Below are 15,909 nucleotides of genomic sequence, written 5' to 3' on the forward strand. Positions count from 1 at the left end.
AGGGTTGATGATGACTGATGGTTCCGGCCGAACGGCCCTCCCGCCGGCGCCGACTGGCCTTGGCGCGCTTTCCGCAACCGAGATCATGGCCGGCTACCGGCGCAAGGCATTCACGCCGCGCGATGTCGTTGACGACACCATCGCCGCGCTGGAGGCGACGAACGAGACCTGCAACGTGGTGGTGACGCCGATGTACGAGCAGGCGCGAGCGGAGGCCGATCGCCTCACGAAGACAATGCACGCGGGCGAAGACCAGGGACCGCTCGCCGGCGTGCCTGTCACGATCAAGGACCTCATCTTCGTCGCGGGCGTGCCGGCCTATGCCGGCTCGCCGATGAACGCAGGCTTTGTTCCTGAAGCCGATGCTGCCGTGGTGTCGGCGCTGAAGGCAGCAGGCGCGATCATCACCTGCAAGACCACCACTTGCGAGTCCGGGTACAAGTTGACGGCGGACAGCCCGGTCACCGGCATCACGCGCAATCCCTGGAATCCTGGTCGCACCAGTGGTGGATCGAGCGGCGGTGCGGCAGCGGGCGTCGCTGCCGGCTGTGGCCCGATCGCAATCGGCACCGACGGCGTCGGCTCGATCCGTGTGCCTTCCTCCTTTTGCGGTGTGTTTGGCCTGAAGCCGACTTTCGGTCTCGTGCCACGCTCGCCCGGCTTCTCGCCGCCGTCCTGGGCCTCGCTCGCGCATACCGGGCCGATCACGCGGACCGTTGCCGATGCCGCGCTGACGCTGGAGATCATCGCTGCTTACGATCTGCGCGATGCCGCAAGCCTTCGCGTGTCCGCGCGCCGCTTCGATACGACTGCAGGGCGCCTGGATGGTATTCGTGTCGGCGCCAGCGCCGATCTCGGCTATGCCGCCGTCAGTTCCGACGTATGCGCAGCTTTCGGCAGGGCGCTCGCGATTCTCGATTCGTGCGGCGCGCGAGTCACCATGGATGAGCCGGGTCTCGATCCTGATATCCTCGAGCATACGTTGAAGCCGATCGCATTTACCGAGCAGGCGGCCGCGGTCTCGACCAAGACGCGGGCCGATCTCGCGGACTCCGAAGCGCACTATCGCGATGTCGTCAGCGCCGGCCGGCGCTACAGCGGTACGGATTACATCGAAGCGAGCTATCGCCGCGGCCAGGTGCGCAATGCCTTCATCAAGCTGTTCGAACGCGTCGATGTGCTGGTGACGCCGACGGTTGCCGTGACCGCGTTCGGGGCCGCCAAGATCGGCGTCGACACCATCGACGGCAGCAAGGTCGATCCGCATCTCGGCTGGTCGCCGTTCACCTGGCCGATCAACCTCGCCGGGCTTCCGGCCGCGACACTGCCCTGCGGTCTCGATCGTGACGGCATGCCGATCGGGCTTCAGATCATCGCGCCCTGGCTCGACGAGCCCACGATCTTCCGGATCGCCGCCGCGTTCGAGCAGACGCAGCCCTGGGCGAAGTTCTGGCCGCAGGTGGCACTGCGTGGACGGCCCAAGGCGTAGGGCTGGAACCGGCCCGGCCTCTCGTCTGCCGGGATTCGAAAATTTTTCGAGGCGACCTCTTGAAATCGACAGCGGTTTTTATAAGTCGTTTTTCGCCGCGAGAGCGGTGTGCCGGGTGCCAGATCGGGCCCGGCGCGGGCGCCGGACCGGTCATCGGACCCGTCTGATACCTGTCTTGCGCTCCTTCGTATCCATCTTGCTCTTTGGAGGACTTGGTTATGAGGACCAGTTTCGACTTCGCGCCGCTGTGGCGCTCCACCATCGGCTTCGATCACCTGGCCGACCTCGTCGACAGCACGTTGCGCCAGGCGAACGAGGACAACTATCCCCCCTACAATATCGAACGTTCCGGTGAAGACCATTACCGGATCAGCCTTGCCGTGGCAGGTTTCGGTCCCAGCGATATCAACGTGACGGCCGAGCAGAACGCGCTCACCATCGAGGGCAAGAAGCCCGAGACCGCTGCGCGCGAATACCTGTATCAGGGCATCGCCGCCAGGCCATTCCGGCGCGTGTTCAACCTCGCCGACTATGTCCAGGTGAAGCAGGCCTCGTTCCAGGACGGGCTCCTGATCGTCGACCTCGTCCGGGAGGTTCCGGAAGCCATGAAGCCGCGCCGGATTCCGATCGCGGGCGGCACTCCTGCGGCATCGCAGATCGAGCAGAAGAAAGCAGCCTAAGCGCTCGATCGGTTCAGTGGCGGAACGCGGCGTGCGAATGCGCGCCGCGCTCCCGATGCATCAAGGAGAGAACAATGGCTTTTCGTGATCTCATTCCCTGGTCGAAAAACCAGGAGCTCGCGCAATCGCGCGACAATTTCGACCCCTTCCTGACGCTTCACCGCGAGATGAATCGCCTGTTCGAGGACGTCTTCCGCGGCTTCGGCGGGACCAGCCTGTCGCCGCTGATGGAAGGCCGTTTCGGCTGGCCCAAGGTCGAGCTCAGCGAGACCGACAAGACATTGACGGTCTCGGCCGAGCTTCCCGGCCTCAACGAGAAGGACGTCCAGGTGGAGATCGCCAACGGCGTCCTGACCGTGCGCGGCGAGAAGAAGGCTGAGCGCAACGGCGATGGCCGGTACTTCACCGAGCGCTATTATGGCGCCTTCGAACGGCAGATCCCGCTGGATGGCGTCGAGGAGGACAAGGCAGAGGCTTCGTTCAAGGACGGCGTCCTGACCGTATCGCTGCCGAAGTCCGAGAAGGCGCGGGAAGGCGTCAAGCGCATCCCGATCAACACGCATTAGCGTCAACCCGGACGGCGGCGATCGACGCCGCCGTCCCCGTCAACAGACCCTCGATTTGAAAGGAGTATGAGGGAGGCACCGCCAATGACCAACGTGAATGCCAATTCCGGCGATCTCAATCCGCTGTTTCATCCCGCAGCCCATTACGATTCGCCTGCCGAGGTCCTGAATGCGCAGGAGCTCTCCACCCCGGAGAAGCGGATCATCCTGTCGTCCTGGGCGTCCGACATGTACACCGTGGAATCCTGTCCCGCCTTGCGCGAAATCCCCGGCATGAACCACGCGGTCCGGCTCGCCGATATCCTGGCCGCCCTGCGCAAGCTCGGCGGTGACAACGACAATGACGACCCGCCGCGCGGCGGCGGCGTACCGATGCGGCTGCGGCGGCCACGGGCCGCCGCAGAGGGGCAAAGCACATGATGCTCACGCAGACTGTTCTCGGGCTCGTGCTGCTCGGTCAGGCCTCGGCGGTCTGCGTCGTTCCGTTTCTCGCTCTGCAAGGCCTCATCACTGCGCCCCGGGCTGGCTAGCTAAATCCCCGATGTTGGGTGTCGAGGGCTTTGCGAAACGCTGGCGAGCATCACTGAATCGCAGGAGTTACGACAGCTCGATCGGCGTGCCGCGGCCGCTGAGCTCGTCGTCGAGCCGCAGATAGTGCGCGAGATAGTCGTGCAGCGCGGTCGCGGCCTTCGAGGTGGCGCCGTTGGATTTGTACAGCAGCAGCTCGATCTTCGGCAGCGGGGGCAACCCTTCATTCGGCCCGATCTCGCGCATCGCCGGCACCAGGGCGCTGCGGCCGAGCACGGTGACGGCCATGCCGGCGAAGGCGGCGGCTTGCAGTCCGCCGACGCTTTCGCTGACGCAGGCGACGCGCCAGCGCAGGTTTGCGCGTTCCAGCGTATCGATGGCGTAGTCGCGATAGATGTTGCCCGGCGGCAGCAGTGCAAGCGGGATCGGTCGCTCCTGATGCGCCGTGGACTGCTCGCCCGTCATCCACACCAGCTGCTCGCGCCGCACCACCTGACCGCCGGTGAAATCGTTCATGCGGGTGACGAGTGCGATGTCGACATCGCCGCGCTTGACGAGGCCGACGAGCGGCGTCGACAGCGCACAGTTAAGCTCGACCTGAACGCGCGGGAAAGATTTCCGGAACACGCTGAGGATCTGCGGCAGCATGAACGCCGCGTAGAGGTCGGGCGTGCCGAGCACGACCTGGCCCTCGATCTCCTGCCAAGCCAGCTGCGAGATCAGCTCGTCATGCAACCTCAGGATAGACTTGGCGTAGGTGAGGACGACAGTGCCGTCGTCGGTCAGCGTCAGCCTGCGGCCGGCATGGTCGAACAATTGCTTGCCGGTGAGCTCCTCCAGCCGCTGCAATTGCAGCGTGATCGCCGGCTGGGTGCGGCCCAGCCGTCGCGCAGTCTCGGTGATGCTGCCGGTCTCGACCACCGAGATCAGCGACCGGAGCATGCGGATATCGAGACTGATGAGGTTCATGCGGCGTCCATGTCGCCCAGAATCTATGCAAGTTCCATGCTAGCACATTTGGGCGGACCGGCCTGGGTGGATCTGGAGCGCCGCCGAGCAGATCGCAAAGTCGTCGGAAGCGTTCGAGCTGAAGGCCGGCGACATCATCTATTCCGGCACGCCGGAGCATGTCGGCCCCGTGGTGAAGAGCGACGCGCTCGGTGCAAGCCCGAGGCTTGCCGGACATGTCGCTCAACGTCGTCTGATGATCTTGCCGCGTGGCGGCATTTCCGTCGAACATGGCCGCATGCGTGGTACATCTACCTGACGGGGGCGTTCAGGTCTATGTACCGAGCTTCAAGTCAACAGCGCGAGCAGGGCGATCAGGGAGATCAACACCGATGGATTTCGCGCTCACCGATCAGCAGGAAGCCATTCGCGACGCCATCGCAAAGATCTGCGAAGGCTTTCCCGATGCCTACTGGCTGAAGAAGGACCACGACGGCGGCTTCCCGCACGACTTCCACAAGGCGCTGGCCGACGCGGGCTGGCTCGGCATCTGCGTGCCGGAAGCCTATGGCGGCTCCGGGCTCGGGATCACTGAAGCCGCGATCATGATGCGCACCATCGCGGAGTCAGGCGCCGGCATGTCCGGCGCCTCTGCGGTGCACATCAACGTGTTCGGCCTCAATCCGGTGGTCGTGTTCGGCACCGAGGAGCAGCGCAAGCGCATGCTGCCGCCGATGGTCGAGGGCCGCGAGAAGGCGTGCTTTGCCGTCACGGAGCCCAACACCGGCCTCAACACCACGCAGCTCAAGACCCGCGCGGTCGCCAAGAACGACCGCTACATCGTCAATGGCCAGAAGGTATGGATCTCGACCGCGCAGGTCGCGCACAAGATCCTGCTGCTGGCGCGGACCACGCCGCTCGAAGACGTGGGCTCGCCGACCCACGGTCTCAGCCTGTTCTACACGGACTTCGACCGCAACAAGATCAAGGTCCACGAGATCGAGAAGATGGGCCGCAAGATCGTCGATTCCAACGAACTGTTCTTCGAGGACTTTGAAATTCCCATGGAGGACCGCATCGGCGAAGAGGGCAAGGGTTTCGAGTACATCCTCGAAGGCATGAATCCCGAGCGTATCTTGATCGCGGCGGAGGCCGTCGGCCTCGGCAAGCTCGCACTGTCGCGCGCGACCGAATACGCCAAGACGCGCGTCGTGTTCAATCGCCCGATCGGCAAAAATCAAGGCATCCAGCATCCGCTCGCCGTGAACTGGGTCGAGCTCGAGGCGGCATGGCTGATGGTGATGTCGGCGGCCTGGCAATACGACAAGGGCATGCCCTGCGGCGCCGCGGCCAACGCTGCGAAATATCTCGCCGGCGAAGCCGGCTTCTCGGCGTGCGAGCAGGCGGTGATGACCCATGGCGGCTTTGGCTATGCCAAGGAATTTCACGTCGAGCGCTATTTGCGCGAGGTGCTGATCCCCCGCATCGCGCCGGTCAGTCCGCAGCTCGCGCTCAGCTTCATCGCGGAGAAGGTGCTGGGCCTCGCCAAATCGTACTGAGCAGGTTGCTCTGAAGGTTTCTATTCGGCGGCGATCCGTTCCATCGCCATGGCGCGGAGTTTTGCGCGCTGGATCTTGACGCCATTGGCGCTGTCGGTGACCGGGAAGGCATCCACGACATAGATGCGTGCCGGCACCTTGTAGCCGGCGAGCCGCTCACGCAGGCGCGCGACCAAGGTTTCCTGCTGCGGCGGTCGACCAGTAGGGATCACGAAGGCGACGCAGCGCGCCTGGCCTTTCAGATCGACAGCGACCGCCTGGGCGTCGGCGACACCGGCACAGGACTTGAGCTCGTCCTCGATCTCGCCAGGCGCGACCAGAAAGCCGCCGAGGCGCATGGCGTCGCCGGCGCGGGTCTCATAGACGAAGGCGCCGTTGCCGCGGAGACGGCCGATATCGCCGGTCCGGAAGAAGCCGTCCGCGGTGATGGCCTCGCGCGTCGCTTCCGGGTTGTTGAAATAGCCGAGGAAGCGCGATGGCGCGCTGATCTCGATCTCGCCGGAGACGCCGGGAGCGGTGAGCTCGCCGCTCTCGGTATCGCGCACGCGCACCTTCGCCTCTGATGACATCGGCCAGCCGCCGCCCTCGATGCGATCGGCGAAAGCGTCGCCGTGGCGGCCGATCGAGAACAACGCCTGCACCTCGCTCGAGCCGTAGAGGCCGAACAGCGGCAGGCCGCGCGTCTCGGCCTCTGCAGCCAGCTCGCGCCAGCCGGGCTGGAACGCGGCATAGCCGCAGACTTCGAGATGCGGGAACGGCCGCGGCGCGTGGGTCAGTGCGAGGATGCGGCGAAACATCTCGTCGGAGCCGAAGGCGTGTGTGATTTGCTGCTTGCTGAGGATGTTCAAAGCCGGTGCCGCCTCAAAAGCGTCGAGCACGTGGACGGTCGCGCCCGCCGCGATGAAGCCCAGCAGGCTCGTCATGCCGAAGGTGCCGCAGAATGGCAGCATCGCCAGTAGAGCGTGACGCTGCGGCGAGAGCTGGAGTGCCTTGGCAACGGCTTTCGCGTGGCTTGCGAGCGTTCGCTGCGAATGCGCCACCAGCTTCGGGCCTTTTGTCGTGCCCGATGTGGTGTAGAGCAGTACGGGCAGGTCGATGTCTTCTTGGGCGGGAGTCAGCGGATAGGGCTTATCGAACGCATCGAAGCGCGTGCAGGACCATTTTGCGGCGATCGCATCCGCGCCGACCGTCGCGACCTTCTGCAGGGCCGGCACCTCTTCGCCGGCGATGTCGGCGAGAATGGAAGCGAAATCGATCGAGCGAAACGCGGCCTCGACCACCAGAAGCTTGGCGCCGGACAGTTTCAGAAGATGCACCACCTCCGCGCTGCGATACCGCGTGTTGACGGCGGCGACGATCGCACCCAGCCTGGCGGCGGCGAACAGCAGCGCGATCCATTCGACCCGGTTGACCAGCCAGACCGCGACGACGTCGCCCTTGTCGATGCCCTGCGCGGCAAGCCAGGCAGCGGTCTGCTCGACCTTCATCGAAAATTCCGTGCGCGACACGGACGTGCCGTCGAACACGAAGGCGGGCTCGGCTGATGTCTCCGATTCGATCAGCGATTGCAGCGAAACATCGTCGGCGTGCATGGCCACCGGAGTAGCCCGATCGCGCAAACCTGTCTACTTGGTGCCGAACATCCGGTCGCCGGCATCGCCCAGGCCCGGCACGATATAGCCGTGGTCGTTGAGCCGCTCATCGATCGCGGCGGTCCAGACCGGCACGTCCGGATGTTCGTCCTGGAACTTCGCAACGCCTTCCGGCGCTGCCAGCAGGCAGACGAAACGGATGTCGCGGGCGCCGCGGTCTTTCAGCAGCGAGGCGCCGGCGCAGGCCGAATTGCCGGTCGCCAGCATGGGGTCCATCAGGATCACGGTGCGGTCCGACAGGTCCTGTGGTGCCTTGAAATAATATTCCACGGCCTGCAGCGTCTCGGGGTCGCGGTAGAGCCCGATATGGGCGATGCGGGCCGAAGGCATCAGCGCCAGCATGCCGTCGAGGAAGCCGACGCCGGCGCGCAGGATCGGCGCCAGCGTGAGCTTCTTGCCGGCGATCTTCGGCGCCTGCATCGGCGAGATCGGCGTCTCGATCCCGACCAGCTCCAGCGGCAGGTCGCGCGTCACCTCGTAGCCGAGCAGCATCCCGATCTCGTTCAGGATCTCGCGAAAGCTCTTGGTCGAGCGATCCTTCTCCCGCATCAGGGAAAGCTTGTGCTGGACCAGGGGGTGGGCGACGACGTTGACGCTGCTTGTGCTCATGCAGCCCGTCTAACACGGTTCCGTGAAACTGCGCCAGATCGGCCGGGCGTTTTCCGCAAGGACCGGGGCGGCCTGTCCGTCATCGCGATCGCCGTTCTTGCCCGGTTGCTCGCCTGATGGGCAGCCTTGGTCACTTCGCGGTCGGCCCGCGGAAGTGATCGAAGGCTCTAGACCCCGAGCCCACGCGCTGCGAGCGTGATCACGATCGTCAGGACCGCCCCCCAGATCAGGCTCAGCGTCATGGTCAGGATGGTCGTGGTGACCGCGTGCTCGAGAGGTCCCCTGAAGAGCGGCATATGCTAGCTGTCCGCGGTGGGCACCGCGGTGAGGCGAGCCAGCAGCCGCCTGGCTCGTTCGGCCAGCACGATCAGCGGATTGCCGCGGTTCTCGATGTCGAGCTCGAAGGTCTCGGCGGGAAACACCAGCGCACACCGTGCCGGCGCGCTCTGGCGGTTGGCGAAATCGACGGCCGAGCTCTTGAACAGGAACAGGCCGCCGATGCGTCCGCGCGCCTCGCGGACGACCCAGAGGCCGACCTTGTTGCGGCCGATGAAAAAGGCGGGAATGGCGGCGCTGACGACGTCGGGATCGAGCGGCGTCAATTCCGCCGCAGGCCGCTGCCGCGGCTGGCGATCAACAGCTTGAAGAGCAATCGCGGCCATGGCGGCCTCCTCACACGTCTGCAAGGTCATCATAGCGCCCTCAGGCGTGGAGGTGCCAGACGTGGATGGCGGTCTTCAGCACGATGAGCGCCGTGAGCACGCTGCCCATCGTGAGCACCGCAAGTGCACGCCGCGCGACGCGCTTGAGCTCGGCCCTGCGTTCCCTGGCCGGGCCTTCGGCCCAGCGGAAGGGGCGTTGAAAGCCCTGTGTCAGCATCGACATATGGAAGTCCTTGTCTCTCGGGCGACGAGACAGTCGCCCTATCTGGCTTCTGATAGTGAGCATCGCAGCATAGGAATGCGAGACGGGTGTGGGTGTTGTCGTATAGGAGCGCTATAGGCGCGCTCTCTAAGCGCCGATGCTGTCGATCAGCTCCTCGTCGGTAATCGCCATGAAGGCTCTCCGGACCTCGGCCCGAGCCAGATCATCCAGCGGCACGATCGGCAGCCTTGTCGCGGGCGACATCAGGCCCAGCGTGCTCAGTGCGTATTTGAGTGCAGCCGGGCTTTCGCGGGACAGGCAGGCGATGAGCGGCACGAGGCGCTTGTGCAGGTAGCGCGCCGTTTGCAGGCGACCCTGCCGGATTTGTGAGAAGATCGTGCGGCATAGATCTGGCGCGATGTTGGAAACCTCCGAGATTGCGCCGTCGCCGCCGCCGGCGAGGGTGCCGAATGTGGAGACGTCGTCGCCCGATAGCAGGCGAAAGCCAGATGGCAGCAGCCGGCTCAGGCGCATCGGGCGGGTGCTGTCACCGCTCCCATCGCGCAGGCCCACGAACTGGCGGGCTTCGACCAGACGCAGCAATGTCTCGTCGGCGAGCGGACGCAGCGTGCGGGAGGGGACGTCGTGCAGGATCACGGGCAGGCCGATCGCGCCGGCTATGGCGCGGAAATGCGCGAGCATCCCCTCCTGCATCGGCTTGTTGTAGGCGGGCACCACCGACATGACGGCATCGGCACCGGCTGCCTCTGCGCGCCGCGCAAGCTCGACAGCGCGGCCGGTCGCATTCGACATCGCACCCGCGATGACCCGCGCCCGCCCGCGGGCAACTTCGACCGCGGTGCGAATGACGAGTTCCTGCTCGGCGGCCGAAAGCGTCGGCGCTTCGCCCGCCGTCTCGCAAACCACGATCGCAGGCACGCCGGCTGCAACCTGGCGCTCACACAGTGCGGCGAACGCCCTGAGGTCGATCGTGTCGGCTGCGTCGAACGGCGTCGGCAGATCCGGGATGAAACCGGTGAACCAGGCTGAAGGAGGAATGAACATGGCTTGCTTGCCCGGATGCGCGGCGCTCAGGCCGCGCGCTGCGAGAGGTCGGGGTGTTTACCCATGTCGAGCTCGATCTCGCGCGGCAGTTCGACGATGGTCTCGGGATGATGTCCGTTCTCGAACAGCACGTATTTGATCGCCTGGGCGCGGCGGACGAACAGGCCGCCATAGAGGCCGTGCTGCTCCTGCGCAATCCATTGTCCGCGATGGTTCCGGCCGATGAAGACGATGCTGGAGAGCGAGCTGCACGAGGGAGGTTCGACGAGTTTCACGGATGAAGTCCTTCCAATTGACGCGAGGGGCGGAATTTCGTCCCGCAACCTCCCGATCAATATCTTTCTCGATGGATAGGATTTCGAGAGAGGGCGCTCGGCGATCTCATAGGAACGCCATAAGGCTTCGCGCTCAGTTGAAATTCTCGCAAGCCGCCGGCTCGTAGAGCGCATCCGCAGCGGGACGCACGCTGGGAACGCTCGGCCGCGAAGTTTCGACGGCCAGTGCCTGTATCTCCACGAAAGCCGACATCAGCGCGACCGCGAGGTCGCCATGGCATCCCTCGACCGCCGCGTCGAGCCAGTCCGGCAGTTCGCGTTCGCGCGACAGTGCGCAGTGCCATTCGCCCTCATCGTAGGCGATGCGGCGGACCTGCCACAGCGGCAGTTCGAGTTCCATCAGCGCCAGCGCGGCATCGGTCCACGCCTCGGCATCGATCAGGCGCATGACGCGCGCGGTGCGCTCGGTCTGTCCGAGAGAAGGGAAGCGGCGGCAGGCCTTGTCCATGATTTCGAGCATCAACGGCCGCGTCATGCCTTGCGCGTTGCGGAGGCGGTCGGTGAGGGCCGGTGGATCATAGTGTTGGAAAGCGACGGTCATATCAGGCCTCCTGGAGCGGGCGTCGGTCCGTCGGCCGGCCTGTTCAGGATGGCGGGAAGAGCATTGGAAAACGAGACGGGAAGGGGTTGGGAGATATAGGAATCTCATAAGCAATGGCCCCATCCGCGCGGGATGCAACGCGTCGCCGGCGCGCCGTCCTTTATGAGATTCCTATAACTTCGCCAGAGCCCACGTCTCGAAAACCTATGTGCGTGGTGGCACGTGAAGGCGGTGAAAGTCCCGGCCGGCAACTGCTGCACATGCGTTGCACTTGATTCAACGCAAGCTGCCTGCCGGGGAAGTGAGACACAGTTGCCTCCGCCACGGAGCGCAACGAGGAGTTTTCCCATGATGGACATTCTCATGCTGGCGCTGGGCTTCGGCTTCTTTGCCCTAGCGATCGGCTACACCTACGCCTGCGAACGGCTGTGACGGAGCGGATCATGATGTTCGATTATGCGCTCGCCGGTGCCGTCTCGTTCGGCCTTCTGGTCTATCTCACCTATGCGCTGCTGCGGCCGGAACGGTTCTGAGCCGTGCGGCTGCCGCTGTTGCGGCGGACAAAATGCCTGAAGGGTTGATTCCATGACTGTGATCGGTTGGCTCCAGATCATTCTTTTCTGCGTCGTCATCGTCGCGCTGACAAAACCGCTCGGCTGGTACATGACGCGTGTGTTCAGTGGCGAGACAACGTTTCTCTCGCCGGTGCTGCGTCCGATCGAGGCCGGCATCTACTGGATCTCAGGCGTTGACGAGAAGCGCGAGCAGCACTGGCTGACCTATACGGTTTCCATGCTGCTGTTCCATGTCGGCGGCTTCCTGATCATTTACGGTGTGATGCGCCTGCAGGCGGTGCTGCCCTTCAATCCGGCCGGGCAGACCGCGGTTGCCGAGGATCTGTCCTTTAACACCGCGATCTCCTTCATCACCAATACCAACTGGCAGAACTACGGTGGCGAGAGCACGATTTCGTATCTCGTGCAGATGGTCGGCCTGACGCACCAGAACTTCCTGTCGGCCGCGACCGGCATCGCGCTCGCCGTGGCGCTGATCCGCGGCTTCTCGCGCGCCTCGATGCGCACGGTCGGCAATTTCTGGGTCGACGTGACCCGCTGCACCCTTTATGTGCTGCTGCCGATCTGCGTGGTCTATACGCTGTTCCTGGTCTCGCAGGGCATGCCGCAGACGCTCGGCGACTATGTCGAGGCCACGACGCTCGAAGGCGCCAAGCAGACCATCGCTGTCGGGCCGGTGGCCTCGCAGGTCGCGATCAAGATGCTCGGCACCAATGGCGGTGGCTTCTTCAATGCCAATGCGGCGCACCCCTTCGAGAATCCGACCGCGCTGTCGAACTTCGTGCAGATGCTGTCGATCTTCGCGCTGGGCGCCGCGCTGACCAATGTGTTCGGCCGCATGGTCGGCAACCAGCGCCAGGGCTTCGCGATCCTCGCCGTGATGGGCGTCCTGTTCGTCGCCGGCGTCGCGATCACCTATTGGGCGGAAGCCAACGGCACTTCGATGCTTCAGGCGCTCGGCCTGACCGGCGGCAACATGGAGGGCAAGGAAGTTCGCTTCGGCATCGTTGCGTCCTCGCTGTTCGCCGTGATCACCACGGCGGCGTCCTGCGGCGCGGTGAACGCCATGCATGATAGTTTTACCGCGCTCGGCGGCATGATCCCGCTGATCAACATGCAGCTAGGGGAGATCATCATCGGCGGCGTCGGGGCCGGCCTCTACGGCATGCTGCTGTTCGTCGTGCTCGCGATCTTCGTCGCGGGCCTGATGGTCGGCCGCACGCCGGAATATGTCGGCAAGAAGATCGAGGCGCGCGAGGTCAAGATGGCGATGCTCGCGATCCTGGTGCTGCCGCTGATGTATCTGGGCTGGACCTCGGTCGGCGTGGTCTATCCCGCGGCGGTGGCCTCCATGGCCAATGCCGGCCCCCACGGCTTCACCGAGGTGCTCTACGCCTATACGTCGGCGACCGGCAACAACGGCTCGGCGTTCGCGGGCCTCACCGGCAACACGCTGTTCTACAATCTCACCCTCGCCAGCGCGATGTTCGTCGGCCGCTTCTTCATGATCGTGCCGGCCATGGCGATCGCGGGCTCGCTCGCCGCCAAAAAATCCATTCCGCCGTCGGCGGGCACGTTCCCGACCACCGGCGGCCTCTTCGTCGGCCTCGTCGTCGGCGTAATCCTGATCATCGGCGGCCTCACCTTCTTCCCGGCGCTCGCACTCGGCCCCATCGTCGAGCATCTCGCGATGAATGCAGGCCAAGTGTTCTGATCGAACCTCTTCTGATTGTCTGGAGTGACCTCCATGGAAACCATGAAACTGCAGAAGCGCGCGTCCGTCTCGGCGATGCTCGATCCCAAGATCGTCGTGCCGGCGATCCGCGCTTCCGTCACCAAGCTCGACCCGCGGCTGATGATCAGGAACCCCATAATGTTCGTGGTCGAAATCGTGGCCGCGCTCACCACGGTGATCTTCCTGCGCGATCTCGTCACTGAGGGCACCAATCTCGGCTTTACCTTCCAGATCATCGTCTGGCTCTGGTTCACAGTGCTGTTCGCGAACTTCGCTGAGGCGGTGGCCGAAGGCCGTGGCAAGGCGCAGGCCGATTCGCTGCGCAAGACCCGCAGCGAGAGCCAGGCCAAGCTGCTGAGCGGCGCGGGTAAGGACTTCAAGCTGGTGCCGGGCACGAGCCTCAAGGTCGGCGACATCGTGCTGGTCGAGGCGGGTGACACCATCCCGTCCGACGGTGAGGTGATCGAAGGCGTCGCGTCCGTCAACGAGGCCGCCATAACAGGCGAATCCGCACCCGTGATCCGCGAGTCCGGGGGCGACCGCTCCGCGGTGACAGGCGGAACCCAGGTGCTATCCGACTGGATCCGCGTCCGCATCACGGCGGCGCAGGGCTCGACCTTCATCGATCGCATGATCAAGCTGGTCGAGGGGGCCGAGCGCGCGAAGACGCCGAACGAGATCGCGCTGAACATCCTGCTCGCGGGCCTCACCATCATCTTCGTGTTCGCGACCGTCACCATTCCGAGCTATGCGGCCTATGCGGGCGGCTCGATCTCGGTGATCGTGCTGGTCGCGCTGTTTGTGACGCTGATTCCGACCACGATCGGCGCGCTGCTCTCGGCCATCGGCATCGCCGGCATGGACCGCCTGGTGCGCTTCAACGTGCTCGCGATGTCCGGCCGCGCGGTCGAGGCGGCCGGCGACGTCGACACGCTGCTGCTCGACAAGACCGGCACCATTACGCTCGGGAACCGCCAAGCCACCGCGTTCCGACCGGTGCGCGGTGTCGGCGAGCAGGAGCTGGCGGACGCCGCTCAGCTCGCCTCGCTTGCCGACGAGACCCCCGAGGGCCGCTCCATCGTCGTTCTCGCGAAGGAGAAATACGGCATCCGCGGCCGCGACATGGCCGAGCTCGGGGCGACTTTCATCCCGTTCACGGCTCAGACCCGCATGAGCGGTGTCGATGCCGGCGGCTCTTCGGTGCGCAAGGGCGCGGTTGATGCCATGCTCAACTATGCCGGCGGCGGCGCGCCGATGGCCGTGGCGTCGGGCAATACGGCGCGCGCCATCCAGCCTGCACCACTGTCCGAGATCGGCCGCGAGATCCAGACCATTGCAGACGACATCTCGAAAGCCGGCGGGACGCCGTTGGCCGTCGCCAGGGACGGTAAGCTGCTCGGCGTCATCCAGCTCAAGGACATCGTCAAGGGCGGCATCCGCGAGCGCTTTGCCGAGCTGCGCCGCATGGGTATCCGCACCGTCATGATCACTGGCGACAACCCGATGACGGCGGCGGCGATCGCCGCGGAAGCCGGTGTCGACGACTTCCTGGCGCAGGCAACGCCCGAGGACAAGCTCAAGCTGATCCGCGACGAGCAGGCCAAAGGCAAGCTGGTGGCCATGTGCGGCGACGGCACCAACGACGCGCCGGCGCTCGCCCAGGCCGACGTCGGTGTCGCCATGAACACAGGCACGCAGGCTGCGCGCGAGGCCGGCAACATGGTCGACCTCGATTCCAATCCCACCAAGCTGATCGAGGTGGTCGAGATCGGCAAGCAGCTCTTGATGACGCGCGGCGCGCTGACGACCTTCTCGATCGCCAACGACGTCGCAAAATATTTTGCGATCATCCCGGCCATGTTTCTGGCGTTCTACCCACAGCTCAACGTGCTGAACGTCATGAACCTGTCGAGCCCGCAGAGCGCCATCCTGTCGGCGATCATCTTTAACGCGCTCATCATCATCGGCCTGATCCCCCTGGCGCTGAAGGGCGTCGCCTATCGCGCCGTCGGTGCCGGCGCGTTGCTTCGGCGCAACCTCCTGATCTACGGGCTCGGTGGCATCATCATTCCCTTCATCGGCATCAAGGCGATCGACCTCGTCGTCGTTGCCCTGCACCTCGCCTAAAGGAGCCCCAACATGCTCAGAGAAATCCGCCCCGCCATCGTCCTCCTGCTGGTGCTCACCGCCATCACGGGCCTCGCCTATCCGCTCGCCATGACCGGCATTGCCGGCGCGATCTTTCCCGCCAAGGCGCAAGGCAGCCTGATCGAGAAGGACGGCAAGGTGATCGGCTCCGCCCTCATCGGGCAGGAATTCAAGGACGACAAATATTTCCACGGCCGTCCCTCGGCGACGCTGGCGCCGGACCCCAATGATTCGAGCAAGACGGTCCCGGCGCCCTACAACGCCGCCAATTCCGGAGGCTCCAATCTCGGCCCGACCAGCAAGGCGCTGGCCGACCGGCTGAAGGAGGACGTGGAGAGGCTTAAGGCCGAGAACCCGAATGCCGCGGTGCCGGTCGATCTTGTCACGACCTCGGCCAGCGGACTTGATCCTGATATCTCCCCTGCGGCGGCGGAATTCCAGGTCGCGCGCGTCGCCAAGGCGCGGAGCATGTCGGAGGACCAACTGAAGCAGCTTGTCGCCGCCAACACCCAGGGCCGTCTGTTCGGCCTGCTTGGCGAACCCAGGGTTAACGTTCTGGCGCTGAATCTCGCGCTGGATCGTGCTTCCACGAAGTAGCGCTCTATGCCGGGAATA

General features: G+C 64.8%; 18 protein-coding genes and 1 pseudogene. 10 read left to right on the top strand and 9 right to left on the bottom strand.

The window, feature by feature from the left end; translation table 11 throughout:
• Nucleotides 1-10: 10 nt before the first annotated feature.
• The 4 genes from ACVWZ4_RS19565 (at nucleotide 11) to ACVWZ4_RS19580 (ending at nucleotide 3,155) form a co-directional block, all read left to right on the top strand.
• Nucleotides 11-1,489, top strand: coding sequence for an amidase (locus tag ACVWZ4_RS19565; RefSeq protein WP_456742238.1), 1,479 nt, complete (start codon nucleotides 11-13; stop codon nucleotides 1,487-1,489).
• Between the two features lie 218 nt (nucleotides 1,490-1,707).
• Nucleotides 1,708-2,169 carry an Hsp20 family protein gene (locus ACVWZ4_RS19570; protein WP_456699210.1) on the top strand — a complete coding sequence of 154 codons (462 nt, stop codon included), beginning with the start codon at nucleotides 1,708-1,710 and terminating at the stop codon, nucleotides 2,167-2,169.
• Nucleotides 2,170-2,243: 74 nt separating this feature from the next.
• Nucleotides 2,244-2,735, top strand: a complete 492-nt coding sequence (locus ACVWZ4_RS19575; RefSeq protein ID WP_456699209.1) for an Hsp20/alpha crystallin family protein — start codon at nucleotides 2,244-2,246, stop codon at nucleotides 2,733-2,735.
• Nucleotides 2,736-2,819: 84 nt separating this feature from the next.
• Nucleotides 2,820-3,155, top strand: a complete 336-nt coding sequence (locus ACVWZ4_RS19580) for a hypothetical protein (protein ID WP_456740985.1) — start codon at nucleotides 2,820-2,822, stop codon at nucleotides 3,153-3,155.
• A gap of 177 nt (nucleotides 3,156-3,332) precedes the next feature.
• Here the strand turns inward: ACVWZ4_RS19580 and ACVWZ4_RS19585 are convergent, their stop codons facing one another.
• A complete protein-coding gene (locus tag ACVWZ4_RS19585; RefSeq protein WP_456740986.1) occupies nucleotides 3,333-4,232 on the bottom strand; it encodes a LysR substrate-binding domain-containing protein in 900 nt (299 codons plus the stop codon).
• Between the two features lie 64 nt (nucleotides 4,233-4,296).
• On the opposite strand from ACVWZ4_RS19585, the pseudogene ACVWZ4_RS19590 reads away from it, so the two are divergent.
• A pseudogene (locus ACVWZ4_RS19590) lies at nucleotides 4,297-4,468 on the top strand (fumarylacetoacetate hydrolase family protein); the annotation flags it as partial.
• 135 nt (nucleotides 4,469-4,603) lie between these two features.
• Nucleotides 4,604-5,770, top strand: coding sequence for an acyl-CoA dehydrogenase family protein (locus ACVWZ4_RS19595; RefSeq protein ID WP_456740987.1), 1,167 nt, complete (start codon nucleotides 4,604-4,606; stop codon nucleotides 5,768-5,770).
• A gap of 20 nt (nucleotides 5,771-5,790) precedes the next feature.
• Here the strand turns inward: ACVWZ4_RS19595 and ACVWZ4_RS19600 are convergent, their stop codons facing one another.
• The 8 genes from ACVWZ4_RS19600 to ACVWZ4_RS19635 form a co-directional block, all read right to left on the bottom strand.
• The gene (locus tag ACVWZ4_RS19600) at nucleotides 5,791-7,362 is read right to left on the bottom strand and encodes an AMP-binding protein (protein WP_456742239.1); all 1,572 of its coding nucleotides are present in this window, start codon (nucleotides 7,360-7,362) and stop codon (nucleotides 5,791-5,793) included.
• Between the two features lie 33 nt (nucleotides 7,363-7,395).
• Nucleotides 7,396-8,031, bottom strand: coding sequence for a uracil phosphoribosyltransferase (gene upp / locus ACVWZ4_RS19605; RefSeq protein ID WP_456736099.1), 636 nt, complete (start codon nucleotides 8,029-8,031; stop codon nucleotides 7,396-7,398).
• 167 nt (nucleotides 8,032-8,198) lie between these two features.
• A complete protein-coding gene (locus ACVWZ4_RS19610) occupies nucleotides 8,199-8,327 on the bottom strand; it encodes a hypothetical protein (RefSeq protein WP_456699205.1) in 129 nt (42 codons plus the stop codon).
• 3 nt (nucleotides 8,328-8,330) lie between these two features.
• On the bottom strand, nucleotides 8,331-8,723 hold the full coding sequence (locus ACVWZ4_RS19615; protein ID WP_456738219.1) for a hypothetical protein: 393 nt from the start codon (nucleotides 8,721-8,723) through the stop codon (nucleotides 8,331-8,333).
• Between the two features lie 10 nt (nucleotides 8,724-8,733).
• Complete coding sequence (locus ACVWZ4_RS19620; RefSeq protein ID WP_456790308.1) at nucleotides 8,734-8,916, bottom strand: hypothetical protein; 183 nt, start codon at nucleotides 8,914-8,916, stop codon at nucleotides 8,734-8,736.
• A gap of 126 nt (nucleotides 8,917-9,042) precedes the next feature.
• Nucleotides 9,043-9,960, bottom strand: coding sequence for a 4-hydroxy-tetrahydrodipicolinate synthase (gene dapA, locus ACVWZ4_RS19625; protein WP_456740988.1), 918 nt, complete (start codon nucleotides 9,958-9,960; stop codon nucleotides 9,043-9,045).
• Nucleotides 9,961-9,986: 26 nt separating this feature from the next.
• The gene (locus ACVWZ4_RS19630) at nucleotides 9,987-10,235 is read right to left on the bottom strand and encodes a hypothetical protein (RefSeq protein ID WP_456740989.1); all 249 of its coding nucleotides are present in this window, start codon (nucleotides 10,233-10,235) and stop codon (nucleotides 9,987-9,989) included.
• A gap of 133 nt (nucleotides 10,236-10,368) precedes the next feature.
• The gene (locus tag ACVWZ4_RS19635) at nucleotides 10,369-10,836 is read right to left on the bottom strand and encodes a hypothetical protein (protein ID WP_456699200.1); all 468 of its coding nucleotides are present in this window, start codon (nucleotides 10,834-10,836) and stop codon (nucleotides 10,369-10,371) included.
• Nucleotides 10,837-11,279: 443 nt separating this feature from the next.
• Between ACVWZ4_RS19635 and ACVWZ4_RS19640 the strand changes: the two genes are divergently transcribed.
• From ACVWZ4_RS19640 to ACVWZ4_RS19655, 4 genes are read left to right on the top strand one after another with little or no spacing between them, the layout of a single operon-like run.
• Nucleotides 11,280-11,369 (top strand): K(+)-transporting ATPase subunit F, encoded by a 90-nt coding sequence (locus tag ACVWZ4_RS19640; protein ID WP_456699199.1) that lies wholly within the window; start codon nucleotides 11,280-11,282, stop codon nucleotides 11,367-11,369.
• 52 nt (nucleotides 11,370-11,421) lie between these two features.
• Nucleotides 11,422-13,125, top strand: a complete 1,704-nt coding sequence (gene kdpA, locus ACVWZ4_RS19645; protein ID WP_456740990.1) for a potassium-transporting ATPase subunit KdpA — start codon at nucleotides 11,422-11,424, stop codon at nucleotides 13,123-13,125.
• Nucleotides 13,126-13,158: 33 nt separating this feature from the next.
• On the top strand, nucleotides 13,159-15,273 hold the full coding sequence (kdpB, locus tag ACVWZ4_RS19650; RefSeq protein ID WP_456740991.1) for a potassium-transporting ATPase subunit KdpB: 2,115 nt from the start codon (nucleotides 13,159-13,161) through the stop codon (nucleotides 15,271-15,273).
• 12 nt (nucleotides 15,274-15,285) lie between these two features.
• Entirely contained in the window at nucleotides 15,286-15,891 is a 606-nt protein-coding gene (locus ACVWZ4_RS19655; protein ID WP_456740992.1) for a K(+)-transporting ATPase subunit C, read from the top strand.
• Nucleotides 15,892-15,909 lie beyond the last annotated feature (18 nt).

This window comes from Bradyrhizobium sp. USDA 4472 (genome assembly GCF_054058595.1).

Bases quoted from the DNA above. Each gene is read 5' to 3' on its own strand.
- ACVWZ4_RS19565 (WP_456742238.1), top strand. From the start codon at position 11: ATGACTGATGGTTCCGGCCGAACGGCCCTCCCGCCGGCGCCGACTGGC.
- ACVWZ4_RS19570 (WP_456699210.1), top strand. From the start codon at position 1,708: ATGAGGACCAGTTTCGACTTCGCGCCGCTGTGGCGCTCCACCATCGGC.
- ACVWZ4_RS19575 (WP_456699209.1), top strand. From the start codon at position 2,244: ATGGCTTTTCGTGATCTCATTCCCTGGTCGAAAAACCAGGAGCTCGCG.
- ACVWZ4_RS19580 (WP_456740985.1), top strand. From the start codon at position 2,820: ATGACCAACGTGAATGCCAATTCCGGCGATCTCAATCCGCTGTTTCAT.
- ACVWZ4_RS19585 (WP_456740986.1), bottom strand. From the start codon at position 4,232: ATGAACCTCATCAGTCTCGATATCCGCATGCTCCGGTCGCTGATCTCG.
- ACVWZ4_RS19595 (WP_456740987.1), top strand. From the start codon at position 4,604: ATGGATTTCGCGCTCACCGATCAGCAGGAAGCCATTCGCGACGCCATC.
- ACVWZ4_RS19600 (WP_456742239.1), bottom strand. From the start codon at position 7,362: ATGCACGCCGACGATGTTTCGCTGCAATCGCTGATCGAATCGGAGACA.
- upp (WP_456736099.1), bottom strand. From the start codon at position 8,031: ATGAGCACAAGCAGCGTCAACGTCGTCGCCCACCCCCTGGTCCAGCAC.
- ACVWZ4_RS19610 (WP_456699205.1), bottom strand. From the start codon at position 8,327: ATGCCGCTCTTCAGGGGACCTCTCGAGCACGCGGTCACCACGACCATC.
- ACVWZ4_RS19615 (WP_456738219.1), bottom strand. From the start codon at position 8,723: ATGACCTTGCAGACGTGTGAGGAGGCCGCCATGGCCGCGATTGCTCTT.
- ACVWZ4_RS19620 (WP_456790308.1), bottom strand. From the start codon at position 8,916: ATGTCGATGCTGACACAGGGCTTTCAACGCCCCTTCCGCTGGGCCGAA.
- dapA (WP_456740988.1), bottom strand. From the start codon at position 9,960: ATGTTCATTCCTCCTTCAGCCTGGTTCACCGGTTTCATCCCGGATCTG.
- ACVWZ4_RS19635 (WP_456699200.1), bottom strand. From the start codon at position 10,836: ATGACCGTCGCTTTCCAACACTATGATCCACCGGCCCTCACCGACCGC.
- ACVWZ4_RS19640 (WP_456699199.1), top strand. From the start codon at position 11,280: ATGATGTTCGATTATGCGCTCGCCGGTGCCGTCTCGTTCGGCCTTCTG.
- kdpA (WP_456740990.1), top strand. From the start codon at position 11,422: ATGACTGTGATCGGTTGGCTCCAGATCATTCTTTTCTGCGTCGTCATC.
- kdpB (WP_456740991.1), top strand. From the start codon at position 13,159: ATGGAAACCATGAAACTGCAGAAGCGCGCGTCCGTCTCGGCGATGCTC.
- ACVWZ4_RS19655 (WP_456740992.1), top strand. From the start codon at position 15,286: ATGCTCAGAGAAATCCGCCCCGCCATCGTCCTCCTGCTGGTGCTCACC.